The organism is Streptomyces odonnellii, assembly GCF_000981895.1.
In the GTDB taxonomy this organism is placed as follows: domain Bacteria; phylum Actinomycetota; class Actinomycetes; order Streptomycetales; family Streptomycetaceae; genus Streptomyces; species Streptomyces odonnellii.
The window spans coordinates 1-22190 of sequence record NZ_LATD01000148.1 but is presented as its reverse complement, the minus strand read 5'-3'; the positions used below and the strand labels follow the sequence as shown (position 1 = coordinate 22190).

Here is a 22190-nt window from a genome sequence, read left to right as displayed (position 1 = left end):
CCCCGGCGCTGCCCTGCCCGGTCCGCCCGGTCCGCCTGATCCGCCCGCGCAGATACTCGTGCTGTTCCGCCATGCTCATCCGGGAGGCGAGACCGTCGGGAATCCCGACGCGAGGGGTATCCATGGACAGAATGTGACACCGGAGAGTGGCTCACGGGTGGACCCCCGGCGTATACACGGCGAACGGAACACGGCCTGTCCACGAAGTGGACGCGCCATGTCATGGGCTGGGACGCGGAGTAGGGTGCCGTCATGTCTCGCAGCCTCAATCTCGCAGTGATCCCCGGTGACGGCATCGGTCAGGAGGTCGTGGCCCAGGGCCTCAAGGTCCTGCGTTCCGTCCTGCCCCAGGATGTGAAGCTGGAGACCAAGGAGTACGACCTCGGCGCCGGCCGCTGGCACCGTACCGGGGAGACCCTCCCGGACGCGGAGCTGGAAGCCCTCAAGGGCCATGACGCGATCCTGCTCGGCGCGATCGGCGACCCGTCCGTGCCGTCCGGCGTCCTGGAGCGCGGGCTGCTGCTCAAGCTGCGCTTCGCCTTCGACCACTATGTGAATCTCCGCCCGTCCAAGCTCTACCCGCATACGGCCACTCCGCTGGCCGGCAGCCCGGACATCGACTTCGTCGTCGTACGGGAAGGGACGGAGGGCCCGTACACGGGCAACGGAGGTTCCCTGCGCACCGGTACGCCCGCCGAGGTGGCCACCGAGGTGAGCGTCAATACGGCCTACGGCGTGGAGCGGGTGGTCCGTGACGCGTACGCGCGCGCCGACGCCCGTCCGCGCAAGAAGCTGACGCTGGTCCACAAGAACAACGTCCTCGTCCACGCGGGCCACCTCTGGAAGAACATCTTCGACCGCGTCGGCCGCGAGTACCCCGAGGTCACCACCGACTATCTGCATGTCGACGCCGCGACGATCTTCTTCGTCAGCCAGCCCCAGCGCTTCGACGTGATCGTCACCGACAACCTCTTCGGTGACATCCTCACCGACCTGGCCGCGGCCGTGACCGGCGGCATCGGCCTGGCCGCGTCCGCGAACATCAACCCGGACCGTACGTTCCCGTCCATGTTCGAGCCGGTCCACGGGTCGGCGCCGGACATCGCGGGCCAGGGCAAGGCCGACCCCACCGCCACGGTCCTCTCCGTGGCCCTGCTCCTGCGCCACCTGGGCTTCGACGCCGAGGCCGGGCGGATCGAGGAGGCCGTCGTGGCCGATCTCGCCGGCCGGGACACCCCGGCGGCAGCCGCCCGTACGACCGACGAGATCGGCGACGCGCTCGCCGTACGAGTAGCGAGCTGACCCGTCGACTCCTCACAGCCGCCGGGTCCTTCGGAACCCGGCGGCTGTGCTGTGCGGCCACCGGGCGCCGACGATCCAGCGGGTAGCACCACCACCCCAGCCCCCGGGCCGTATCCACCCCGTTCGTCCGCTGTGTTCCTACGCCGCGGTGCCCGCGCGATAATCTGCGTGGGCCGCGGCATACGGTAATGCTCGGACGTCCTAGCACAAGCAGCGGCGTGAGCGCGGTCCGGCACACACAAACGGTGAAGGACGAGTATTCATGACCACGCCCACGATCGAGCTGAAGCCCTCCTCGCATCCGCTGTCCGCCGCCGAGCGGGACGCGATCCTGGCCAATCCGGGATTCGGCCGCCACTTCACCGATCACATGGTGACGATCAAGTGGACGGAGGGACGGGGCTGGCACGACGCGCAGCTCGTGCCGTACGCGCCGCTCTCGATCGACCCTGCCAATATGGCGCTGCACTACGCGCAGGAGATCTTCGAGGGGCTCAAGGCCTACCGCCGCCCCGACGGCACGGTCGCCACCTTCCGGCCCGAGGCCAACGCCGAGCGCTTCCGGCGCTCCGCCCGCAGACTCGCTATGCCCGAGCTGCCGGTGGAGACTTTCATCGCCGCGTGCGACGCGCTCGTCCAGCAGGACAAGGCGTGGGTGCCCGCGCACGGCGGCGAGGAATCGCTCTATCTGCGGCCGTTCATGTTCGCCAACGAGGCCGGCCTCGGGGTGCGCCCGGCGAACGAGTATCTCTTCCTGGTCATCGCCTCCCCGGCCGGTGCCTACTTCCCGGGGGGCGTCAAGCCCGTCTCGGTCTGGCTCTCGGAGAACTACGTCCGGGCCGTCCCCGGCGGCATGGGCTTCGCCAAGACCGGCGGCAACTACGCGGCGTCCTTGCTCGCCCAGGCCGAGGCGGCCGAGAAGGGCTGCGAGCAGGTGGTGTGGCTCGACGCGCTGGAGCACCGCTGGGTCGAGGAGATGGGCGGGATGAATCTGTACTTCGTGTACGGGGACCGCATCGTCACCCCCGAACTGACCGGGTCGCTGCTCGCGGGCATCACCCGTGACTCGCTGCTCACCGTGGCACGCGACCTCGGCTACACCTCGGAGGAGGGCCGGATCTCCACCGACGACTGGCGCCGCGACACCGAGAACGGCACCCTCACCGAGGTCTTCGCCTGCGGTACGGCCGCGGTGATCACCCCGGTCGGTCTGGTCAAGTCGGCGGCCGGCGAGTGGACCCAGTCGGGCGGCGAGCCGGGCAAGGTCACCATGGAGCTGCGGACGGCGCTGCTCGACATCCAGCGGGGTGTGGTCCCCGACACCCACGGCTGGATGCACGACCTCGGCTGATCCGGTCCGTACACTCACGCGGGCCCGCCCCGACCGGGACGGGCCCGCGCGGCCGTACCGCCTCCGGCTCGGGGCCGCGTGGCCGTACCGCCCCCGAGCTGCGGCGGAGCGGGCCGCGACCGTATGGTGAGACGGCTCTGCCCCGCCACGGAAGACATGCGAAAATCGCCCCGTGCTCTCGTTCGCCATGATTATCGGCAGCAAGCGCGCCGGTCCGCAGTGACCGCCCCGTACCACCATGTACGGCGCGGGCACCGTGCCTCAGACCCGCGCGCAGACCTCTCGCACCCGCGAGAGGTTTTTTCGTTTTCCGGCCCCACCCCGGCCGGAGGCGGACGGCGCGCGACGATGGGGGCAAGTGGAGCCAGACCAATCCACTCGACAGGAGCAACCCACCATGACCACTCTGTCCACGGAGAGCGACGACAGCTTCCATGTCTTCGACACCACGCTCCGCGACGGCGCACAGCGCGAAGGCATCAATCTGACGGTCGCCGACAAGCTGGCCATCGCCCGGTACCTGGACGAGTTCGGCGTGGGCTTCATCGAGGGCGGCTGGCCCGGCGCCAACCCGCGCGACACCGAGTTCTTCGCCCGCGCCCGGCAGGAGATCGAGTTCCGGCACGCCCAGCTCGTGGCCTTCGGCGCCACCCGCCGGCCGGGAGCGAAGGCGTCGGATGATCCGCAGGTCAGGGCGCTGGTCGAGTCCGGCGCCCCGGTGATCACGCTGGTCGCCAAATCGCATGACCGCCATGTCGAGCTGGCCCTGCGCACCACCCTCGACGAGAACGTGGAGATGATCCGCGACACCGTGTCGTACCTGCGCGAGCAGGGCCGCCGGGTCTTCGTCGACTGCGAGCACTTCTTCGACGGCTACCGCGCCAACCCCGAGTACGCCAAGGCCGTCGTACGCACCGCCGCCGAGGCGGGCGCCGATGTGGTGATCCTCTGTGACACCAACGGCGGCATGCTGCCCGCGCAGATCCACGCCGTCGTCGCCACCGTGCTGGCCGACACCGGGGCCAGGATCGGCATCCACACCCAGGACGACACGGGCTGCGCCGTCGCCAACACCCTCGCCGCCGTCGACGCGGGCGCCACCCATGTGCAGTGCACGGCCAACGGATACGGCGAGCGCGTCGGCAACGCCAATCTCTTCCCGGTCGTCGCCGCCCTGGAGCTGAAGTACGGCAAGACGGTCCTGCCCGCGGGCGCCCTCGCCGAGATGACCCGGATCTCGCACGCCATCGCCGAGGTCGTCAATCTGGCGCCCTCCACCCACCAGCCGTACGTCGGGGTGTCGGCCTTCGCCCACAAGGCCGGGCTGCACGCCTCCGCCATCAAGGTCGACCCGGATCTGTACCAGCACATCACGCCCGAGCTGGTCGGCAACAGCATGCGCACCCTCGTCTCCGACATGGCCGGCCGCGCCTCCATCGAGCTGAAGGGCAAGGAACTCGGCATCGACCTCGGCGGCGACCGCGATCTGGTCGGCCGGGTCGTCGGCCGGGTCAAGGAGCGTGAGCTGAAGGGCTATACGTACGAGGCGGCCGACGCCTCCTTCGAACTGCTGCTGCGCGAGGAGGCGGAGGGCAGGCCCCGCAACTACTTCCGTACGGAGTCCTGGCGGGCGATCGTCGAGGACCGGCCGGACGGGACGCACGCCAATGAGGCCACCGTGAAACTCTGGGCCAAGGGCGAGCGGATCGTCGCCACCGCCGAGGGGAACGGGCCGGTCAACGCGCTGGACCGGGCGATGCGGGTGGGCCTGGAGCAGATCTATCCGCAGCTCGCCAAGCTGGGGCTGGTGGACTACAAGGTGCGGATCCTGGAGGGCAGGCACGGCACCGAGTCCACCACCCGGGTCCTGGTCACCACCTCGGACGGCACCGGCGACTGGGCCACGGTGGGGGTCGCCGAGAATGTGATCGCGGCCTCCTGGCAGGCACTGGAGGACGCGTACACGTACGGACTGCTGAGGGCCGGGGTCGAACCGGCGGAGTAGACACTCCGCGGTCCGGCCCCGGCCCCCTCGGTCTCAGCGGGAGGAGGAGCGGGCCTCAGCCCTGGAGCCGCCACTTCTGGTTGGCGGCTCCGGTGCAGGTCCAGATCTGCGTGCCGGTCCCGTTCGCCGAGGTGTTGCCCGTCACGTCGAGGCACTTGTCGGCCGGGACATTGACCAGATCGGCCGAGCCCGACTCGTACCTCCACTGCTGTGCCCCCGACCCGTTGCAGTCGTAGAGCTGGACCTTCGCCCCGTTGGCCGTCGAGGCGGCGGCCACGTCCAGGCACTTGCCCAGGGCCTGGACCGAGCCGTCGGCCTTGAGGGTCCAGCGCTGGGCCGTGGAGCCGTTGCAGTCGTAGATCTGCACGGGCGTGCCGTTGGCGGTGGAACCGCCCGCCACGTCAAGGCACTTGCCGCCGAGCCCGGCCAGGGTGCCGCTGCGGTCGGAGCCGCCGGCCTGGGTGCCCGCCCAGGTGAAGGTGGCCGAGGTCTTGCCGGGCAGCGAGTAGGTGAAGTTCTGCCCGCCCCAGTTGACCCGTACCTGCTGGGCGCCGGCGCCGTCGTTGTACGCGATCAGCGCCTTGGAGCCGTCCGGGTTGCGCCAGGCCACATTGGAGACCGTGGTGCTGGCGGTGGAGGCGATGCGCTGCGCGCCCGGCTTCACGAACTTGGTGAGGTGGCCCATCGTGTAGTACTCGATGGTGTAGTCGACCTGGCCGTGCCGGCTGTCACCGTTGTGGACCGTGATCAGACCGTCGCAGGTGCCGCAGCCGCCGTTGTGGGGACCGCGGTTCTGGTCCACCGCCAGGGACCACTTGGTCACCGACTTCGCCCAGTGGCGGGTGTAGTCGATGATGTTCGCCATGTCCTCGCGCTGCTGGTTGGCGATCCAGGTGCCGCCCGAGTGCTCGGTCTGGAAGGCGTCCATCTGCGGGTACTGGTTGTGCACATCCGTCTGCTTCTGGATGTTGCCGCCGTAGCCGTGCCAGGCGACCCCGCCGAAGTTGGGGTGGTTGCGGACCGCCGCGTCATTGACGGTCTCCGCCGCGTAGGCGTCGTACGTGTCCCAGTTCCAGTCGTGCGCGAGGACCTTGGTGGAGAGCCCGGCGCCCTGGAGCTTCGGCAGCAGCTCGCTCTTGGTGAAGTACGCCAGCCCCGAGCCGTTCCAGCTCATCGAGGGATAGCTGCTGCAGCAGGTCGGCTCGTTCTGCGCCGAGACGTAGTCGACCGGTATGCCGTTGTCGCGGTAGGCCTGGAGGTACTTGACGAAGTAGTTGGCGTACGTGCCGTAGTTCTCCGCCTTCAGCCAGCCGCCGTTGAGCTGCCCGCTGTCCTTCATCCAGGCCGGCGCCGTCCACGGCGAGGCCATCGTCGACAGGGCCGGATTGAGCTGCTTGGCCTGCTTGGTGAGCGGCAGTACGTCCTGGAGGTCATGGGCGATCGAGAACCGCGACAGCGTCGGGTCGGTCTGACCGGCCGGCAGATCGTTGTACGTGTAGCCGAAGCGGGCGAGGTCCGAACCGCCCATCGGGTTGCGGATGAAGGAGAGCCCGATGCCCTCGGTGGGCGAGAACAGCTTCCGCATCGTGGCGTCACGGGTCGCCTGGGAGAGCGCCCCGCTGCCCTTCATCAGCCAGGCCGCGGTGTCCGTGAAGGAGGCGCCGCCGCCGGTGAAGGTCTGGTAGCGGGTGCCCTCGTCGACGGTGATGTTGGTGCCGCTGCCGCCGTTGCCCGCCTGGAAGGTGACGGGAGTCTGCTGCTGGAGACCGCGGGTGACATGCCGTCCGCCCGCGTCGTCGGTGGTCGTCAGCCAGATGTTGACCTGCTCGCCCGCGGCCTGGGCCGTACCGGCGGAGAGGCCGGTGAGTCCGGCGGTGGCGAGGGCTCCGGCGAGCAGAATCCGTGTCAGCCGTCGCCCGGTGCCTGTCGATCTCGACATAACTGCTGCCCTTCTCGGCAGAGGTGTGGGGGGTGTTGCGATGGTGCGCTGTCGCTCCCTGCGGCGTGAGTGAACTGCTGATGCGAACTCCCGTCAAGGGTCGGCGCCTTCACAAGCCGAACGCATAATGCCCCTGGCCCGCTTCTGGCCTGGTACGTCACAAAGGTGCGGACCAATCTCGACGTGAAGTATTGACGGCTGTGTTGCGCGCCGGTTAACTCACGGGCCAACGCCGGTACCGGTTCCGGAAGCGGTTGCGGTACCGGTTCCACACCTCGACGCGGAGGCCCCGATGCGTGTCACGATCGCCGACGTCGCCCGCCAGGCAGGCGTCAGCAAGACGACCGTGTCCCGGGTGATCAATACCAAGGGGGAGGTCGACCGCACCACGGCCGCCCGGGTGCGCGCCGTGATCGCCCAACTCGGTTACGTACCCAGCTCGGGAGCCGTCGGTCTCGCCCGGGGCAGCAGCCGTACGGTCGGGATGCTGGTGCCGTCGCTGACCTGGCCGTGGATGGGCGAGGTCCTCCAGGGAGTCGTCGACACGATAGAGGCGGCCGGCTACGGCCTGCTGCTCTTCACCTGCAACCGCGGCGCCGAGTCGGTGGAGCACTTCACCACCCAGGTCTCGGCCCGCGCCTTCGACGGACTCCTCGTCGTCGAACCGGAGAACACCCTCGACACCATCATCGGTCTGCACCGCAAGGGCCTGCCCGTCGTCCTGATCGACGACCGCGGGCGCCACCCCGAGGACTTCCCTTCCGTCGTGACCACCAATCGCGAGGGAGGCGCGTCCGCCGCCCGCCATCTCGTGGCCGACGGGCGCCGCAGGCCGCTGGTCATCACGGGCCCGGCGCACTTCGGCTGCGTACGGGACCGGCTGGCCGGGTTCCGCGAGGTGCTGCCGACCGATCTGGTCGTGGTGGGGGACTTCACCGAGCTGTCGGGACGGCTCGCGGTGGAGAAACTCCTCGCCGGACAGGTCGAGTTCGACGCGGTCTTCGCGCACAACGACATCAGCGCGGCCGGCGCGCTGCGGGCCCTGCGGGCCGCCGGGCGCGGTGTGCCCGACGACATCGCGGTGGTCGGATTCGACAACATCCCGATGGCCCGGCACACCGAGCCGCCGCTGACGACGGTCCGTCAGCCCGCCCGCGAGATGGGCGAGACGGCCGCGTCGATGCTGCTCGGGCATCTCGGCGGGGCGTCGGCACCGGACGAACCGGTGGTCCTGCCCACGGAACTGATCGTACGGAAGTCGGCCCCATAACCCCGGAGATCGCCCCGTCACCCTCAGGAGAGCCATGAACGCCACCACCCCACAGGCGCTCGTACGACCCGCCGTGGCGGTCCCCGGAATGCCGGCCGGCTTCCGCTGGGGCGTCGCCACCTCCGCCTACCAGATCGAGGGCGCGGCTGCCGAGGACGGCAGGACCCCCTCGATCTGGGATACTTTCTGCCGGGTTCCGGGCGCCGTCGTACGGGGTGAGCACGGCGATGTGGCGTGCGATCACTACCACCGCATGCCGGAGGACGTGGAGCTGATCGCCGGTCTCGGCGTCGACACGTACCGTTTCTCGCTGGCCTGGCCGCGGATCCAGCCGGGCGGCCGGGGCCCCGCCAACGCCAAGGGCCTGGACTTCTACAAGCGGCTGATCGACGAACTGAACCGCAGGAACGTCACTCCCTGGATCACGCTCTACCACTGGGACCTGCCCCAGCAGCTCGAAGACATGGGTGGCTGGCCGGCCCGCGACACCGCGTACCGCTTCGCCGACTACGCGATGCTCGCGTACGAGGCCCTCGGCGACCGGGTCGCCCACTGGACCACGCTCAACGAGCCCTGGTGCTCGGCGATGCTCGGTTACGACGCGGGTGTGCACGCCCCCGGCCGCCGGAACTTCGGCGACGCCCTGCACGCCGTACACCATCTGCTCCTCGGCCACGGCCTGGCGTCCTCGCGCATCCGCGAGGCGGCCGGCAGCACCCGCCCGCTCGAACTCGGCATCACCCTCAACCTGGGCACCGCCACCCCCGAGACCGACAGCGCGGCCGACCGCGAGGCCTGCCGCCGCGCCGACGGAATGGGCCGGCGGCTCTATCTCGACCCGCTCGTGCACGGCCGCTACCCCGAGGACGTGCTCGCCGATCTGGCCCGGCGTGGGGTCGAACTGCCCGTACACGAAGGGGACTTGACGGCCATTTCCACCCCGCTGGACATCCTCGGGGTCAACTTCTACCGGGGCGCGCTCTTCTCCGGCGCCACCGAGGACGGCGCGACGGCGGACGCCGACGGGCTGCCCGTCACCCGGAGCGTCCGGCGCGATCTGCCCCGTACCGCCATGGACTGGGAGATCACCCCGGGCGAACTCACCGAACTGCTCCTGGGTCTCCAGCACGACTACGGCGTACCGACCGTGATCACCGAGAACGGCGCCGCCTTCGACGATCTCGTCGCCGACGACGGCTCCGTCCCCGACGCCGGCCGCACCGCGTATCTCGCCGACCACATCGCGGCGGTCGCCGAGGCGCGGGAGCGAGGGGCGGATGTACGCGGCTACTTCGCCTGGTCGCTGATGGACAACTTCGAGTGGGCGTACGGCTACGACAAGCGCTTCGGCATCGTCCGCGTCGACTACGCCACCCAGGCCAGGACCCTCAAGGACAGCGCGAAGTGGTACCGCGACACGATCCGCCTCACGCGGGACGCCACGCGGTAGCACGCCGTACCTCCGCACGCCGTACCGCCGCACCGCGCACCGCCGTACCTCCGTACCGCCGCACTGACGCACTGACGCACCCTCCTGAACCGCGCACCACCCGAACCGCGCACCACCCGTACGGACATCGCTCCACACACCCGCACTCCCCCCACAGGAGGCACCGATGCCCTCGCGTACGACTCTGGTGGCCGCCACCGCCGCGCTGCTCGCGCTGTCGGCCCCGCTCGCGTTCAGCGCACCCGCACCCCAGCAGTCCGCCAGGCCCGCCGCCGCGGTCGCGGCCTGGAACACCGACCGGGCGGCGGCCTCCTACGCCGTCAACCCGGCCGCCGTCACCGCCTCCGGCACCCAGAGCCCCGACCTGGGCCCCGGCGGAGCCTTCGACGGCAACGCCGCCACCCGCTGGGCCAGCGACTTCACCGACACCGCCTGGATCCGGGTCGACCTCGGCAGCGTCATCCGGGTGAACCAGGTCAAGCTCGAATGGGAGGCCGCCTACGGCAGGCAGTACGTCCTCGAAGCCTCCACCGACGGCACCAACTGGACCAGCTTCTACACCGAGACCGAGGGCACCGGCGGCACCGTCACCGCCCACACCTACCCCCAGGAAGTCACCGCCCGGTACGTCCGGATGCGCGGTGTGCAGCGCGCGACCGCCTGGGGCTACTCCCTCTTCTCCTTCCAGGTGTACGGGGGCGAGCCCGCGCCCGCCTCCACCACCCGGACCAATCTCGCCCTGAACCACCCGGCGTACGGCGGTCTCTACCAGCACGCCGGCAATTCCCCCGCCTATGTCACCGACGGCGGCTGGCCCGCCGACCTCAGGGGCGACCAGACCCGCTGGGCCAGCGACTGGAACGCCGACCGCTGGGTCGGGGTCGACCTCGGCGCGTCCTCCCGTATCGAGGCGGTCGACCTGTACTGGGAGGCGGCCTACGCCGTCGACTACGAACTCCAGGTCTCCGACGACAACCGCACCTGGCGCACGGTCCACCGGCCCTCCGCCGCCGAGGTCGCCGCCCGCCGCGCCGATGTCAAGCCGCCGGGGGAGGCCGCGGGCCGGCGGGACACCATCACCCTCGCCACCCCGGCCACCGCCCGCTACATCCGGATGCTGGGCAGGGAGCGCCGCTCCTTCTACAACCCGGCCCCGGCGACCGCCCAGTTCGGTTACTCGCTGTACGAGTTCCAGGTCTGGGGCACCGGCGGCAGCGCGGCGGCGGCCTATCCGGCGCTGCCAAAGAACCCGGGCGGCGCATACCGTACGACCTTCTTCGACGACTTCACCGGCTCGGGCCTGGACCGCGGCAAGTGGCGGGTGGTCCGTACGGGTACGGAGATGGGCTCGGTCAACGGTGAGGCCCAGGCCTATGTGGACTCGCCGGACAACATCCGCACCGAGAACGGCGCACTGATCCTGGAGTCCAAGTACTGCAAGGGCTGCACGACCGTGCCGGGCGGCGGCAGGTACGACTTCACCTCGGGCCGTATCGACACCAACACCAAGTTCGACTTCACCTACGGCAAGGTCAGCGGCCGTATGAGGCTGCCGGTCGGCGACGGCTTCTGGCCGGCCTTCTGGCTGCTGGGCAGCGATGTCGACAACCCGTCCGTCTCGTGGCCGGGTTCGGGCGAGACGGACATCATGGAGAACATCGGCTACGGGGACTGGACCAGCACCGCCCTGCACGGTCCCGGTTACTCGGCCGACGGCAACATCGGCAAGCAGCAGTACTACCCGAACGGCGGACGTGCCGACCAGTGGCACACCTACGCCGTCGAGTGGCTGCCCGAGGGCATGCGCTTCACGGTCGACGACCGGGTCGTCCAGGAGACCTCCCGCCAGAAGCTGGAGTCCACCCGGGGCAAGTGGGTCTTCGACCACAACCAGTACGTGATTCTCAACCTCGCTCTGGGCGGCGCCTATCCGGCCGGCTGGAACAAGGTCACCCAGCCCTACTGGGGTCTGCCCCAGTCGAGCGTCGACCGGATCGCGCAGGGCGGTATCCGGGCCGAGGTCGACTGGGTCCGGGTCGAGCAGAAGTAGCGGGACGCACCGGACGTCGTAAGAGCAGCAGGGCTCCCGGCCGCGGCGGTGCGGCCGGGAGCCCTGTCGGACAAGGAGCACGATGCGCGTACGTGTCGGACCACGATCCGGCGGCCGAAGCAGAACGGCCGGACAGGCCCTGGCCGCCGCCGTCCTGGCGGGGCTGCTGCCCCTCGCGGGAGCGGGCCCGTCCGCCGCCTCGGACGGCCCGGACCCGGTGGCCGTCGACCGCTTCGAGGGCGAGGTCCCCTTCGCGGGCCCGCCCGAGGGCGGCATGTTCACCTGGGGCGGCGACTCCGACGACCCGCCCGCCCTGAGCCTGGTGGAGCGCGCCGACGCCCCGGAGGGCGACCGGGTCCTCGAAGGCAGCTACCACATCAGCGGGTACGGCGGGTTCAGCCATGACTTCGCCTTCGACGAGCCGGCCCACGACTGGTCGGCCCGCCGGGGCATCCGCTTCTGGTGGTACGGGCAGAACACCGCGCCGCTGCCGCCCGGTTCTGGCAGGAGGATCAACTTCGAGATCAAGGACGGCGGCGCCAATGGCGCGGCCTCCGAGCTGTGGACGGCCTCCTTCACCGACGACTGGGAGGGGTGGCACCAGGTCGAGATCCCCTTCACCGACTTCACGTACCGCACCGACTACCAGCCGGTCGGCGGGATCGACCAGGTCCTCGGGCTCACCGGAGTGTGGGGGTACGCGCTGACCCTGCCACCGGGCGAGGCGGGCCGGTTCGCCATGGACGGCGTGGAGCTGTACGGCACGGGCGACCCCGGTCCGGCCGCGGGCGTCGTCACGGACGCGGCCGTGTACCCGGTCGAGGAGGGTGCCACCGCCAAGGTCCGGATCTCGGTCGCGACGACCGGTGCGGCTCCGCTCGAAGAGCCGGTGACCGTCGGTTACACCACCGAAGGCGGTACGGCGGAGGCGGCGAAGGACTACACGCCCGTCTCCGGCACGCTCACCTTCCCGGCCGGCACCCCCTCCGGCACCTCCCGGCTCGTTGAGGTCCCCACCCTGAAGGACCGCGCGGGCGAGAACGCGGAAATCATTCCGTTGGCCCTCACCGTCGAGGGCGCCAGGGCCCCGGCCGAGACCCCACAGGTGGTGATCGACGCCCACGGCCTGCCGTATCTCGACCCCACGCTGCCGGTGCGGGAGCGGGTCGCCGACCTCCTGCCCCGGCTCTCGCTCGCCGAGAAGGCCGGCCAGATGACCCAGGCCGAGCGCAGCGCGCTCACCTCCCAGAGCGACATCGCCACATACGCCCTCGGCTCCCTGCTCTCCGGCGGCGGGTCCGTACCGACCCCCAACACCCCCGAGGCCTGGGCGAGGATGATCGACGCCTACCAGCTCAGGGCCCGGGCCACCCGCTTCCAGATCCCGCTGATCTACGGCGTGGACGCGGTGCACGGCCACAACAATGTCGTCGGCGCGACGATCATGCCGCACAACATCGGCCTCGGCGCGGCCCGCGATCCCGCGCTGACGGAGCGCACCGGCGCGGTCACGGCCAAGGAGGTACGGGCCACCGGCATCCCGTGGGACTTCGCGCCCTGCCTCTGTGTGGCCAGGGACGAGCGCTGGGGCCGTACGTACGAGTCCTTCGGCGAGGACCCGGCGCTGGTCGTCTCCATGGCCAGGATCATCAACGGCCTCCAGGGCACGGCGTCCGGCGCCCAACTGGACCGCAACGACAAGGTGCTGGCGACGGCCAAGCACTTCGTGGGCGACGGCGGCACCCAGTACGGCTCGTCCACGACCGGTTCGTACACCATCGACCAGGGCGTCACCAAGGTCACCAGGAAAGAGCTGGAGACCATCCATCTCGCGCCCTTCAAGGACGCGGTGCGGCGGGGCGTGGGCGCGGTCATGGCCTCGTACTCCTCGCTGGAGATCACCGACGAGGGCCGGCCCGCGATCAAGATGCACGCGGACGGCGCCATGATCAACGGGGTGCTCAAGAACCGGCTGGGCTTCAAGGGCTTCGTCGTCAGCGACTGGCAGGCGATCGACCAGATCCCCGGCGACTACCCGAGCGATGTGCGTACGTCCATCAACGCCGGGCTCGACATGATCATGGTCCCGACCGCCTACAAGGACTTCACGTCGATCCTCCAGGCCGAGGCCACGGCCGGGCGGATCAGCCGGGCCCGGATCGATGACGCGGTCTCCCGGATCCTGGAGCAGAAGTTCCGGCTCGGCCTGTTCGAGAAGCCTTACGCCGACACCACCAATCTGCCCCAGATCGGCTCGCCCGCGCACCGGGCGGTGGCCCGCGAGGCGGCGGCCAAGTCGCAGGTGCTGCTGAAGAACGACGGCGCGGTCCTGCCGCTCAAGCCGTCGCAGAAGGTGTACGTGGCGGGCTCCAACGCCGATGACCTGGGCAACCAGATGGGCGGCTGGACCATCACCTGGCAGGGCGGCTCCGGACCGACCACCATCGGGACGACCATCCTGGAGGGCATGCGGAAGGCCGCGCCCGGCTCCCTGACCTACTCGCGGGACGCAACCGCGCCCACCGCCGGACACGATGTCGGGGTGGTCGTCGTCGGCGAGAAGCCGTACGCCGAGGGGCAGGGCGATGTCGGCAACGGCCATGACCTGGAGCTGTCCGCCGAGGACAAGAAGGCCGTCGACACGGTCTGCGCGGCCATGAAGTGCGCCGTCCTGATCGTCTCCGGCCGGCCGCTGCTCATCGGTGACCGGCTCGGCGAGATCGACGCGCTGGTGGCGAGCTGGCTGCCGGGCAGCGAGGGCGACGGGGTCGCCGATGTCCTCTACGGCAGGCGGGCGTTCACCGGACAGCTCCCGCGGACCTGGCCCAAGTCGGTCGAGTCGCTGCCGATCAATGTCGGTGACGCCTCCTACGACCCGCAGTTCCCGTACGGCTGGGGGTTGACCACCCTTGAGCGGCCGCCCGGCGGCGGGCAGTTGACGCTCGCGGCGATCGGGGTCGCGGCCACGGTGCTCCAGAAGGCGGGCCTCGGCTCGTCGCCGCAGGCCAAGGAGCTGGTGGGCCGGGCCAGGCTGCTGGTCCAGCAGAAGATCGGCGGGAACATCACCGCCGCCTCGGCGAAGCCCTTCGCGGAGGCGGACCACCTGCTGCTCACCGGAGACCCGGCCGGTGCGGTGGCCAAGCTGACGGCGGCGTACAAGGCGGCCTGATCAGCCGGGGTCCGCCGTTTCTGCCGTAATTCTTTCGCTCCGCTTACGCCTTTGCTCACCCCTGCCCCACCTTGGCGCGTTTCGGGTAGCGTCAATGTATGAGGACGAGGCTGTATTCCACACTGTCCGGGGTGCTGCTCGCAGGTTCCGCCGCAGCCCTGGGAATCGCGCCCGCCGCCGAGGCCGCCACCGGCCCCGCGACCGTCGCCGAGGCGCTCAAGCACGGGCCCGTCTATGTGGACCCGGCGGCCAGGAGCCAGCTCTCGACCACCGAGGCCGAGGCCCTGGCGAAGAAGATCAAGGACGCGGACAAGCCGCTCTTCGTGGCCGTCCTGCCGGACACCGCCGCGTACCCCGCCGCGACCGTGCTCAACACCGTACGGACCGAGACCGGCATCACCGGTCTGTACGCGATCCGGCTCGGCGACGGCTTCAACGCGGGCGCCGACTCCGCCGTACTGCCCCACCAGGCGGTCCGCAACCTCACCGACGCGGTCAAGGCGGGCGGCTCCGTCGACGCCGCGACCGAGCTGAACAACTTCGTCGACCAGGCGCTCCCGCAGATCCGCGGCCAGGCCCCGGCCTCCTGGGACACCACGGGATCGGGCGGTACGGACAGCTCGTCCACCGGACTGATCGTGCTGGGCTCCGTGGTCGTGGTGGGCGGCGCCGGCGCGTACGCCCTGTCGCGCCACAGCCGCCGCAAGCGCGTCGAACGCGAGCGGGACGCCCTGGAGAAGCTGCGGGTCGTCGTCGACGAGGACATCACCGCCTTCGGCGAGGAGCTGGACCGGCTCGACTTCCACCCGGCCGAGGCGGGCGCCGACGACGCGATGCGCACCGACTACGAGCGCTCCCTCGACGCGTACGAGAAGGCCAAGTCACTGATGGGTTCCGCCCAGCGGCCCGACGATGTGCGCGGGGTGACGGAGGCACTGGAGGACGGGCGGTTCTCGCTGGCCCTGCTCGACGCGCGCAGGAAGGGCGCCCCGCTGCCGGAGCGCCGCTCGCCCTGCTTCTTCGACCCGCGCCACGGCCCCTCGACCACCGACGCCGAGTGGGCGCCGCCCGCCGGGGTACGGCGTACGGTCCCGGTCTGCGCGGCCGACGCGGCACGGCTGGCCGACGGAGACGACCCGCTGGCCCGTACGGTCGAGACCGCGAGCGGCCCCCGGCCGTACTGGGAGGCAGGGCCGGTGTACGGACCCTGGGCCGGCGGCTACTTCGGCGGCGGGCTGCTGCCGGGGCTGCTGGTGGGCACGATGCTCGGTTCGCTGATGGCGACCCCTGGCTATGCCGCGGACTACGGCGGCGGTGACTACACCGGTTACGACGGCGGCGACTACTCGGGTGGGAACTACGACCCGGGCGACTTCGGCGGTGGCGGGTTCGGCGGGGGAGGGGACTTCGGAGGCGGCGGAGGATTCGACGGCGGGGGCGGTTTCTGACCCGTACCGGCACGGGCAGCCCCGGACCCCGGTCAGACCCGGACCGGCCGGGGCTCCGGCTCCACGTACGAGTCCGCCACGTACGAGTTCTTCCTCCCGTACGAGTCCGTACGGCGCTGAGCCGAGCCCCGGTCCGGAAGCTGCCCCCCGCCGGTCTCCTCACCCGCTCCCCGGTGGCCTCAGGCGGCCTCGGGGGCCTTCTTGATCGCGGAGATGTCGAAGTTCAGCTTGACCTTGTCGCTGACCATGACCCCGCCGGTCTCCAGCGCCGCGTTCCAGGTCAGGCCCCAGTCGGAGCGCAGGATGGACGCGCTGCCCTCGAAGCCGACGCGCTCGTTGCCGTACACATCGGTGGCGGAGCCCTGGAACTCCAGGTCGATGGTGACCGGCTTGGTGACGTCCTTGATGGTCAGATCGCCGGTGACCCGGTAGGTCTCGGCGTCGAGCTGCTCGGCGGCGGTGGAGCGGAACGACATCTTCGGGAAGGTCTCCGCGTCGAAGAAGTCGGCGCTGCGCAGATGGCTGTCGCGGTCGGGCATCCCGGTGTCGACGCTGGCGATGGAGACCTCGATCGAGGCGGTCGAGGCGGCCGGGTTCGAGCCGTCCAGGCTGAGCGAGCCCTCGTGCTCGGTGAACGAGCCGCGGACGTTGGTGACCATCGCGTGCCGGACGGTGAAGCTGATGGTGCTGTGGGCCGGGTCGATGGTGTATTCGCCGGTCAGCGCGGCGAGAGCCGGGTCCACCTCGACGGTGGCGGTGGCCGAGGCGTCGGTGCTGTCGTTCTTGCGGCCGAAGAGGGCCATGGTTCCTCCTGAGTACGACTGACGAGTTCTAAACCTTCAATCGGATCCCACCTTAGACCCCTCTGGTTCAACATTCAACAAAGTCATCCGATTGAGTTCCCCGCACCCTGGCGGACGCGCGTAGATCTCGGGCACGATCGGTCCGCTACACCGCTCCGTTACCACCTGCACCGCTGCCCCATCCACCTCAACGGTTCCCAGCAGGAGGCAATCCCCCCATGAAGCTCCGCTCGTACCTCACCGCGTTCGCGCTGGTCCTGGGCGCTCTCTTCGCCCCCGGATTCGGTGTTCTGACCTCCGCCGGCGACGCCCAGGCGGCCACCAAGATCTCGCACGCCACCGCGACCTCGATGTTCAGCTCACGCGGCATCACCTGGTCGTCCTCCGGCGGCTGTTCCAACCGCAACAACCCGACCTGTACGTCGTTCGAGCAGCTCAACCTGGCCACGGCCCAGGGCGCCCAGACCCTGAAGAGCGCGAGCGGCTGCGCCCTGAACATCACGGGCGGTACGGAGACGGGCCACGCGAGCGGCACGTACTCGCACTGGAACGGCTACAAGCTCGACTTCGCCAAGGCCACCTGCCTCACCAACTACATCAAGAACAACTTCACCTACATCGGCCCGCGGGGTGACGGCTACCCGCAGTGGCAGTCCGGCGCCGGCAACCTCTACGCGGACGAGGGCAACCACTGGGACGTCACGTACTACAACTGCGGCGGCTGCTGACCGGTTCAGCCGTGTCCTCAAGCGCCGGACGGGCTTGCCGGGCCGTGTCCTGAATCCGCCGGACGGGCCCGCTGAGCCGTGTCCTCAATCGCCGGACGGGCTTGAATGAGCCCGTCCGGCGATTGCCCGTCCTGAGCGCGGAGGTTCCCGTGTCGCATCCGGCAGCCTGGTCCCGTCGCACCGTGCTGGCCGCTGCGGCAGGCACCCTCGGCCTCGGCTCCGTACCCTTCGTACTCTCCGTACCCTCGGTACCCGAACAGCCCGCTCCCGCCGACGAGTTCGAGGCGCTGCGGCTGCGCTGGGCGGGCATCCAGCTCGGTACGGGCTACGACCCCGCCGCCGAGCCCTATGCCTCCCGGCTCGCCGCGACCGGCAGCCAGGCCGGAGCCCTCCGGCGGTCCATGGCCCCGGCCGCCACCCATCTCTGGCCCGGCCACCCCTTCGACCCGCCCGCCGGAATCACCCGCGGCTACGACCGGCTCTGGACCATGACCCGGGCCTATGCCCAGCCCGGCACCGGCCTCACCGGTGACGGGTCACTCCTCGCCGACATCCTGCGCGGGCTCGCCCATCTCGCCACCACCGTCTACCGCCCCGCCACCACCCCCTACGGCAACTGGTGGGAGTGGCGCATCGGCAGCCCCCGCCTGCTCATGGACATCACCGCCGTGCTGTACGAGCACCTCACCGAGGAGCGGCGCGCGGCGGCCTGCGCGGCCGTCGACCACTTCGTCCCCGACGCCCTCCTCGCCGACTACTCGGGCATCAGCACCGGCGCCAACCGCGTCGACCTCTGCCGCTCCGTCGCCCTGCGCGGCATCCTCGGCCGGGCCCCCGCCAAGACCGCTCTCGCCCGGGACGCGCTCTCGCCCGTCTTCCCGTATGTCACCGGCGGCGACGGCCTCTACGCCGACGGCTCGTTCGTCCAGCACACCTGGGTCGCCTACTCCGGGACGTACGGACAGGTCCTGCTCGACGGCCTCGGCCGGCTCTTCTCCCTGCTCGCCGGGTCCTCCTGGGCCGTCACCGACCCGGCCCGGCAGAACGTACTGGACAGCGTGGAACGTGCCTTCGCACCGCTGATCCACAACGGCCTGATGATGGACTGCGTCAACGGCCGTGCCGTCAGCCGGGGTCGGCTCGCCGGTGACGACCGGGGTCTGCTGCGGAGCGACCACTTCCACGGCCAGGCGCTGATCGCGGCCCTTCCTCTGCTCGCGGGCGGGGCGTCCGCCGCCGAGCGGGAGCGCTGGACCGGGCTGGTCAAGGGCTGGATCGAGCGTGACACCGTGGCGCCCGTGCTCACCGCCCCGCAGTTCGACGTCGCCGATCTGGCGCGGCTGCACACCGTCGCCGCCTCACCCGTGCCCGCCGTCCCCGAACCGGCCGGCCACACCCTCTTCGCCGCGATGGACCGGGCCGTGCACCGGGGACACGGTTGGGCCGCCGCCCTCGCCATGGCCTCCGAGCGGATCGCGCACTACGAGTGCGGCAACGGCGAGAATCCACGCGGCTGGCACACCGGGGCCGGAATGCTGTCGTGGTGGTGCGCCGACCGGGGCAACGACCAGTACACCGACTGGTTCTGGCCCACTGTCGACCCGTACCGCCTGCCCGGCACGACCGTGTCCACCCGGCGGCTCGCGGACCAGGAGGGCGGCGAGTGGGGCGAACCCAAGCCGGACGTGCGGTGGGTGGGCGGAGTGACCGACGGGACCTTCGCCGCCGTCGGCCAGCATCTCAAGGGCCTCGGCTCCACCCTCGAAGCACGCAAGTCCTGGTTCTTCACCGACGACGCGGTCATCTGTCTGGGCGCCGGAATCACCTGTGCGGACGGGGTACCGGTGGAGACGATTGTCGACAACCGCAACCTGGGCGGGCGCGGCGCGGACACCTTCACCCTCGATCACGGTCCACGCCCCCGCTGGGCCCATCTGGCCGGCCACGGCGGCTGGGTCTTCCCCGGCGGCGCCCCGCTCAGGACCCTCGCCGAGGACCGCACCGGTGCCTGGAGCGACATCAACACCGGAGGTTCCCCCGAACGGCGTAATCGCCGCTACCGGACCCTCTGGATCGATCACGGCACCGATCCCGCCGACGCGGCCTACGCCTATCTGCTGATGCCCGGTGCGTCCCGGCGGGAACTCGCGGCCCGCGCCGCCGACCCCCACTGGCTGCGGATCCTCGCCAACGACGCGGACCGGCAGGCGGTGGAGCTTCACCCGCTCGGCTGCACGGCCGTCAACTTCTGGCGGGCCGGTACGGCGGGACCGCTCACCGCGACCGCCCCCGCGAGCGTGCTGGCCGTCGTCCGGGGCCGTACCGCCACGCTCCGTATCAGTGAACCCCCGCGCTCCGGACGGCCGCTGGAGGTCGTCTGGGACCGGGGAGTACGCGGGGTGCAGGCCGTCGACCCGGGGGTCGAGGTGCTCTCGGCTGGCCGTACGCTAGGGCTGAGGATCACCCCCGGCACGGCCTGCGAGGCCTATCGCTGCCAGGTGGCGTTGATCTGACATCTAGGGGAATCCCACAACAGCCGGGGGTACCTTGCTGTCCGGGAACCCCGCATCGTGCCGGGTTCTGTCCAGGCCCACCAGGAATACCGCCAGGAGACTGTGTGGAGTCTACGGCGTGTTTTCGCGGTGCTGTTCGTAGGGTTGGGACATGACCGTAGTGGACGAGACGCCGGGCGAGCCCACCGATGCCCGGGGGCGTGTGGCCGAACTGCACGCCCTGCGCGAGACGGCCCGCCGGGGCCCCAGCGACCGCGCTACCGAGGCACAGAAGGCCAAGGGCAAGCTGACCGCGCGTGAGCGCATCGAGCTGCTGCTCGACGAGGGGTCGTTCAGGGAGGTCGAGCAGCTCCGCAGGCACCGCGCCACCGGCTTCGGCCTGGAGGCCAAGAAGCCGTACACGGACGGTGTCATCACCGGCTGGGGCACGGTCGAGGGCCGGACGGTCTTCGTGTACGCGCATGACTTCCGGATCTTCGGCGGCGCCCTCGGCGAGGCACACGCCACCAAGATCCACAAGATCATGGACATGGCCATCTCGGCCGGTGCCCCGCTGGTCTCGCTCAACGACGGCGCGGGGGCCCGGATCCAGGAGGGCGTCTCCGCGCTCGCCGGCTACGGCGGGATCTTCCAGCGCAACACCCGTGCGAGCGGGGTGATTCCGCAGATCAGCGTGATGCTCGGCCCCTGCGCGGGCGGCGCCGCCTACAGCCCGGCCCTCACCGACTTCGTGTTCATGGTCCGCGAGACCTCGCAGATGTTCATCACCGGACCGGATGTCGTCAAGGCGGTCACCGGCGAGGAGATCACCCAGAACGGCCTCGGCGGCGCCGATGTGCACGCCGAGACCTCCGGCGTCGCGCACTTCGCGTACGACGACGAGGAGACCTGCATCGCCGAGGTGCGCTACCTCCTGTCGATGCTGCCGCAGAACAACCGCGAGAACCCGCCCACGGTCGTCTCCGAGGACCCGGTGGACCGCCGCTCCGACGTGCTGCTCGATCTGGTGCCCGCCGACGGCAACCGCCCGTACGACATGCACAAGGTCATCGAGGAGCTGGTTGACGAGGGCGACTTCCTGGAGGTCCACGAGCGCTGGGCGCGGAACATCATCTGCGCCCTGGCCCGGCTGGACGGACAGGTCATCGGCATCGTCGCCAACCAGCCGCAGTCCCTTGCCGGGGTGCTGGACATCGAGGCGTCCGAGAAAGCTGCGCGCTTTGTCCAGATGTGCGACGCTTTCAATGTCCCGATCGTGACGCTGCTGGACGTGCCCGGGTTCCTGCCGGGCGTCGACCAGGAGCACGGCGGGATCATCCGGCACGGTGCCAAACTCCTCTACGCGTACTGCAACGCCACCGTGCCCCGGATCTCGCTGATTCTGCGCAAGGCGTACGGAGGCGCGTACATCGTGATGGACTCCCAGTCCATCGGAGCCGACCTCACCTACGCCTGGCCCACGAACGAGATCGCGGTGATGGGCGCCGAGGGTGCCGCCAATGTCATCTTCCGCAGGCAGATCGCGGAAGCCGCGGACTCGGAGGCCATGCGTGCCCGCATGGTCAAGGAGTACAAGGCAGAGCTGATGCATCCCTACTACGCGGCGGAGCGCGGACTGGTCGACGACGTGATCGACCCCGCGGAGACCCGTGAGGTGCTCGCGAGCGCGCTCGCGATGCTCCGTACCAAGCATGCCGACCTGCCGTCCCGCAAGCACGGCAACCCCCCGCAGTGATCCTGCGCCCCGCGCCCTCCCGCCGAGAAGACGGAGACACGACCTCCATGAGCGAATCCACGAACGAATCCCTGCTGCGCGTCGAGAAGGGGCAGGCCGGCCCCGAGGAGCTGGCCGCCATCACCGCCGTCCTGATGGCCCGCGCCGCGGCCCGGACGGACGCCCCGGCCCACCACGGCCGCTCCACGGCCGGCTGGCGCCGTCTTGAGCGCACTCCCGGTTTCCGCGCCCCGCACAGCTGGCAGGGCTGACAGCCGCCGGGCCGCACCGACGGCGCGCGAAGCGCCACCGAGGCCGTACGAAGCGAAGGCCCCCGCACTCCTCGAGTGCGGGGGCCTTCGTGTGTCTACGGCGGTGCGCCGCGCGGGACTTACCGCAGTCGTGCCATGAGGGCGTGTTCGACGAGGGTGATGAGTCCGCTTTTGGC

General features: G+C 70.4%; 14 protein-coding genes. 12 read left to right on the top strand and 2 right to left on the bottom strand.

The window, feature by feature from the left end:
• Positions 1-252: 252 nt before the first annotated feature.
• From WH07_RS15355 to cimA, 3 genes are all read left to right on the top strand, one after another.
• Complete coding sequence (locus WH07_RS15355) at positions 253-1302, top strand: 3-isopropylmalate dehydrogenase (protein ID WP_046500446.1); 1050 nt, start codon at positions 253-255, stop codon at positions 1300-1302.
• Positions 1303-1564: 262 nt separating this feature from the next.
• Positions 1565-2653, top strand: coding sequence for a branched-chain amino acid aminotransferase (locus WH07_RS15350; RefSeq protein ID WP_046500445.1), 1089 nt, complete (start codon positions 1565-1567; stop codon positions 2651-2653).
• A 397-nt stretch (positions 2654-3050) separates the two neighbouring features.
• A complete protein-coding gene (cimA, locus tag WH07_RS15345) occupies positions 3051-4658 on the top strand; it encodes a citramalate synthase (protein WP_046500444.1) in 1608 nt (535 codons plus the stop codon).
• Positions 4659-4713: 55 nt separating this feature from the next.
• On the opposite strand, the gene WH07_RS15340 is transcribed toward cimA, so the two are convergent.
• Entirely contained in the window at positions 4714-6597 is a 1884-nt protein-coding gene (locus tag WH07_RS15340; RefSeq protein WP_046500443.1) for a ricin-type beta-trefoil lectin domain protein, read from the bottom strand.
• 292 nt (positions 6598-6889) lie between these two features.
• Here WH07_RS15340 and WH07_RS15335 point away from each other — a divergent pair, with 292 nt between their 5' ends.
• The 5 genes from WH07_RS15335 (at position 6890) to WH07_RS15315 (ending at position 15984) form a co-directional block, all read left to right on the top strand.
• Positions 6890-7867: a LacI family DNA-binding transcriptional regulator gene (locus tag WH07_RS15335; RefSeq protein ID WP_046500442.1), complete on the top strand. Its 978-nt coding sequence runs from the start codon at positions 6890-6892 to the stop codon at positions 7865-7867.
• Positions 7868-7901: 34 nt separating this feature from the next.
• Positions 7902-9317: a GH1 family beta-glucosidase gene (locus tag WH07_RS15330; RefSeq protein WP_046500441.1), complete on the top strand. Its 1416-nt coding sequence runs from the start codon at positions 7902-7904 to the stop codon at positions 9315-9317.
• A 166-nt stretch (positions 9318-9483) separates the two neighbouring features.
• The gene (locus WH07_RS15325; RefSeq protein ID WP_046500440.1) at positions 9484-11367 is read left to right on the top strand and encodes a discoidin domain-containing protein; all 1884 of its coding nucleotides are present in this window, start codon (positions 9484-9486) and stop codon (positions 11365-11367) included.
• Positions 11368-11449: 82 nt separating this feature from the next.
• The gene (locus WH07_RS15320; protein ID WP_046500439.1) at positions 11450-14536 is read left to right on the top strand and encodes a glycoside hydrolase family 3 protein; all 3087 of its coding nucleotides are present in this window, start codon (positions 11450-11452) and stop codon (positions 14534-14536) included.
• A 98-nt stretch (positions 14537-14634) separates the two neighbouring features.
• Positions 14635-15984: a hypothetical protein gene (locus WH07_RS15315; protein ID WP_046500438.1), complete on the top strand. Its 1350-nt coding sequence runs from the start codon at positions 14635-14637 to the stop codon at positions 15982-15984.
• 179 nt (positions 15985-16163) lie between these two features.
• Here WH07_RS15315 and WH07_RS15310 read toward each other — a convergent pair whose 3' ends face one another.
• A complete protein-coding gene (locus WH07_RS15310; RefSeq protein ID WP_046500437.1) occupies positions 16164-16787 on the bottom strand; it encodes a YceI family protein in 624 nt (207 codons plus the stop codon).
• A 218-nt stretch (positions 16788-17005) separates the two neighbouring features.
• Between WH07_RS15310 and WH07_RS15305 the strand changes: the two genes are divergently transcribed.
• The 4 genes from WH07_RS15305 (at position 17006) to WH07_RS15290 (ending at position 22014) form a co-directional block, all read left to right on the top strand.
• The gene (locus WH07_RS15305; RefSeq protein WP_046500436.1) at positions 17006-17515 is read left to right on the top strand and encodes a hypothetical protein; all 510 of its coding nucleotides are present in this window, start codon (positions 17006-17008) and stop codon (positions 17513-17515) included.
• A gap of 149 nt (positions 17516-17664) precedes the next feature.
• Entirely contained in the window at positions 17665-20028 is a 2364-nt protein-coding gene (locus tag WH07_RS15300) for a polysaccharide lyase 8 family protein (protein WP_046500447.1), read from the top strand.
• Positions 20029-20179: 151 nt separating this feature from the next.
• Complete coding sequence (locus WH07_RS15295) at positions 20180-21763, top strand: acyl-CoA carboxylase subunit beta (RefSeq protein WP_046500435.1); 1584 nt, start codon at positions 20180-20182, stop codon at positions 21761-21763.
• A gap of 47 nt (positions 21764-21810) precedes the next feature.
• Positions 21811-22014: an acyl-CoA carboxylase subunit epsilon gene (locus tag WH07_RS15290; RefSeq protein WP_046500434.1), complete on the top strand. Its 204-nt coding sequence runs from the start codon at positions 21811-21813 to the stop codon at positions 22012-22014.
• The last annotated feature ends 176 nt before the right edge of the window (positions 22015-22190 follow it).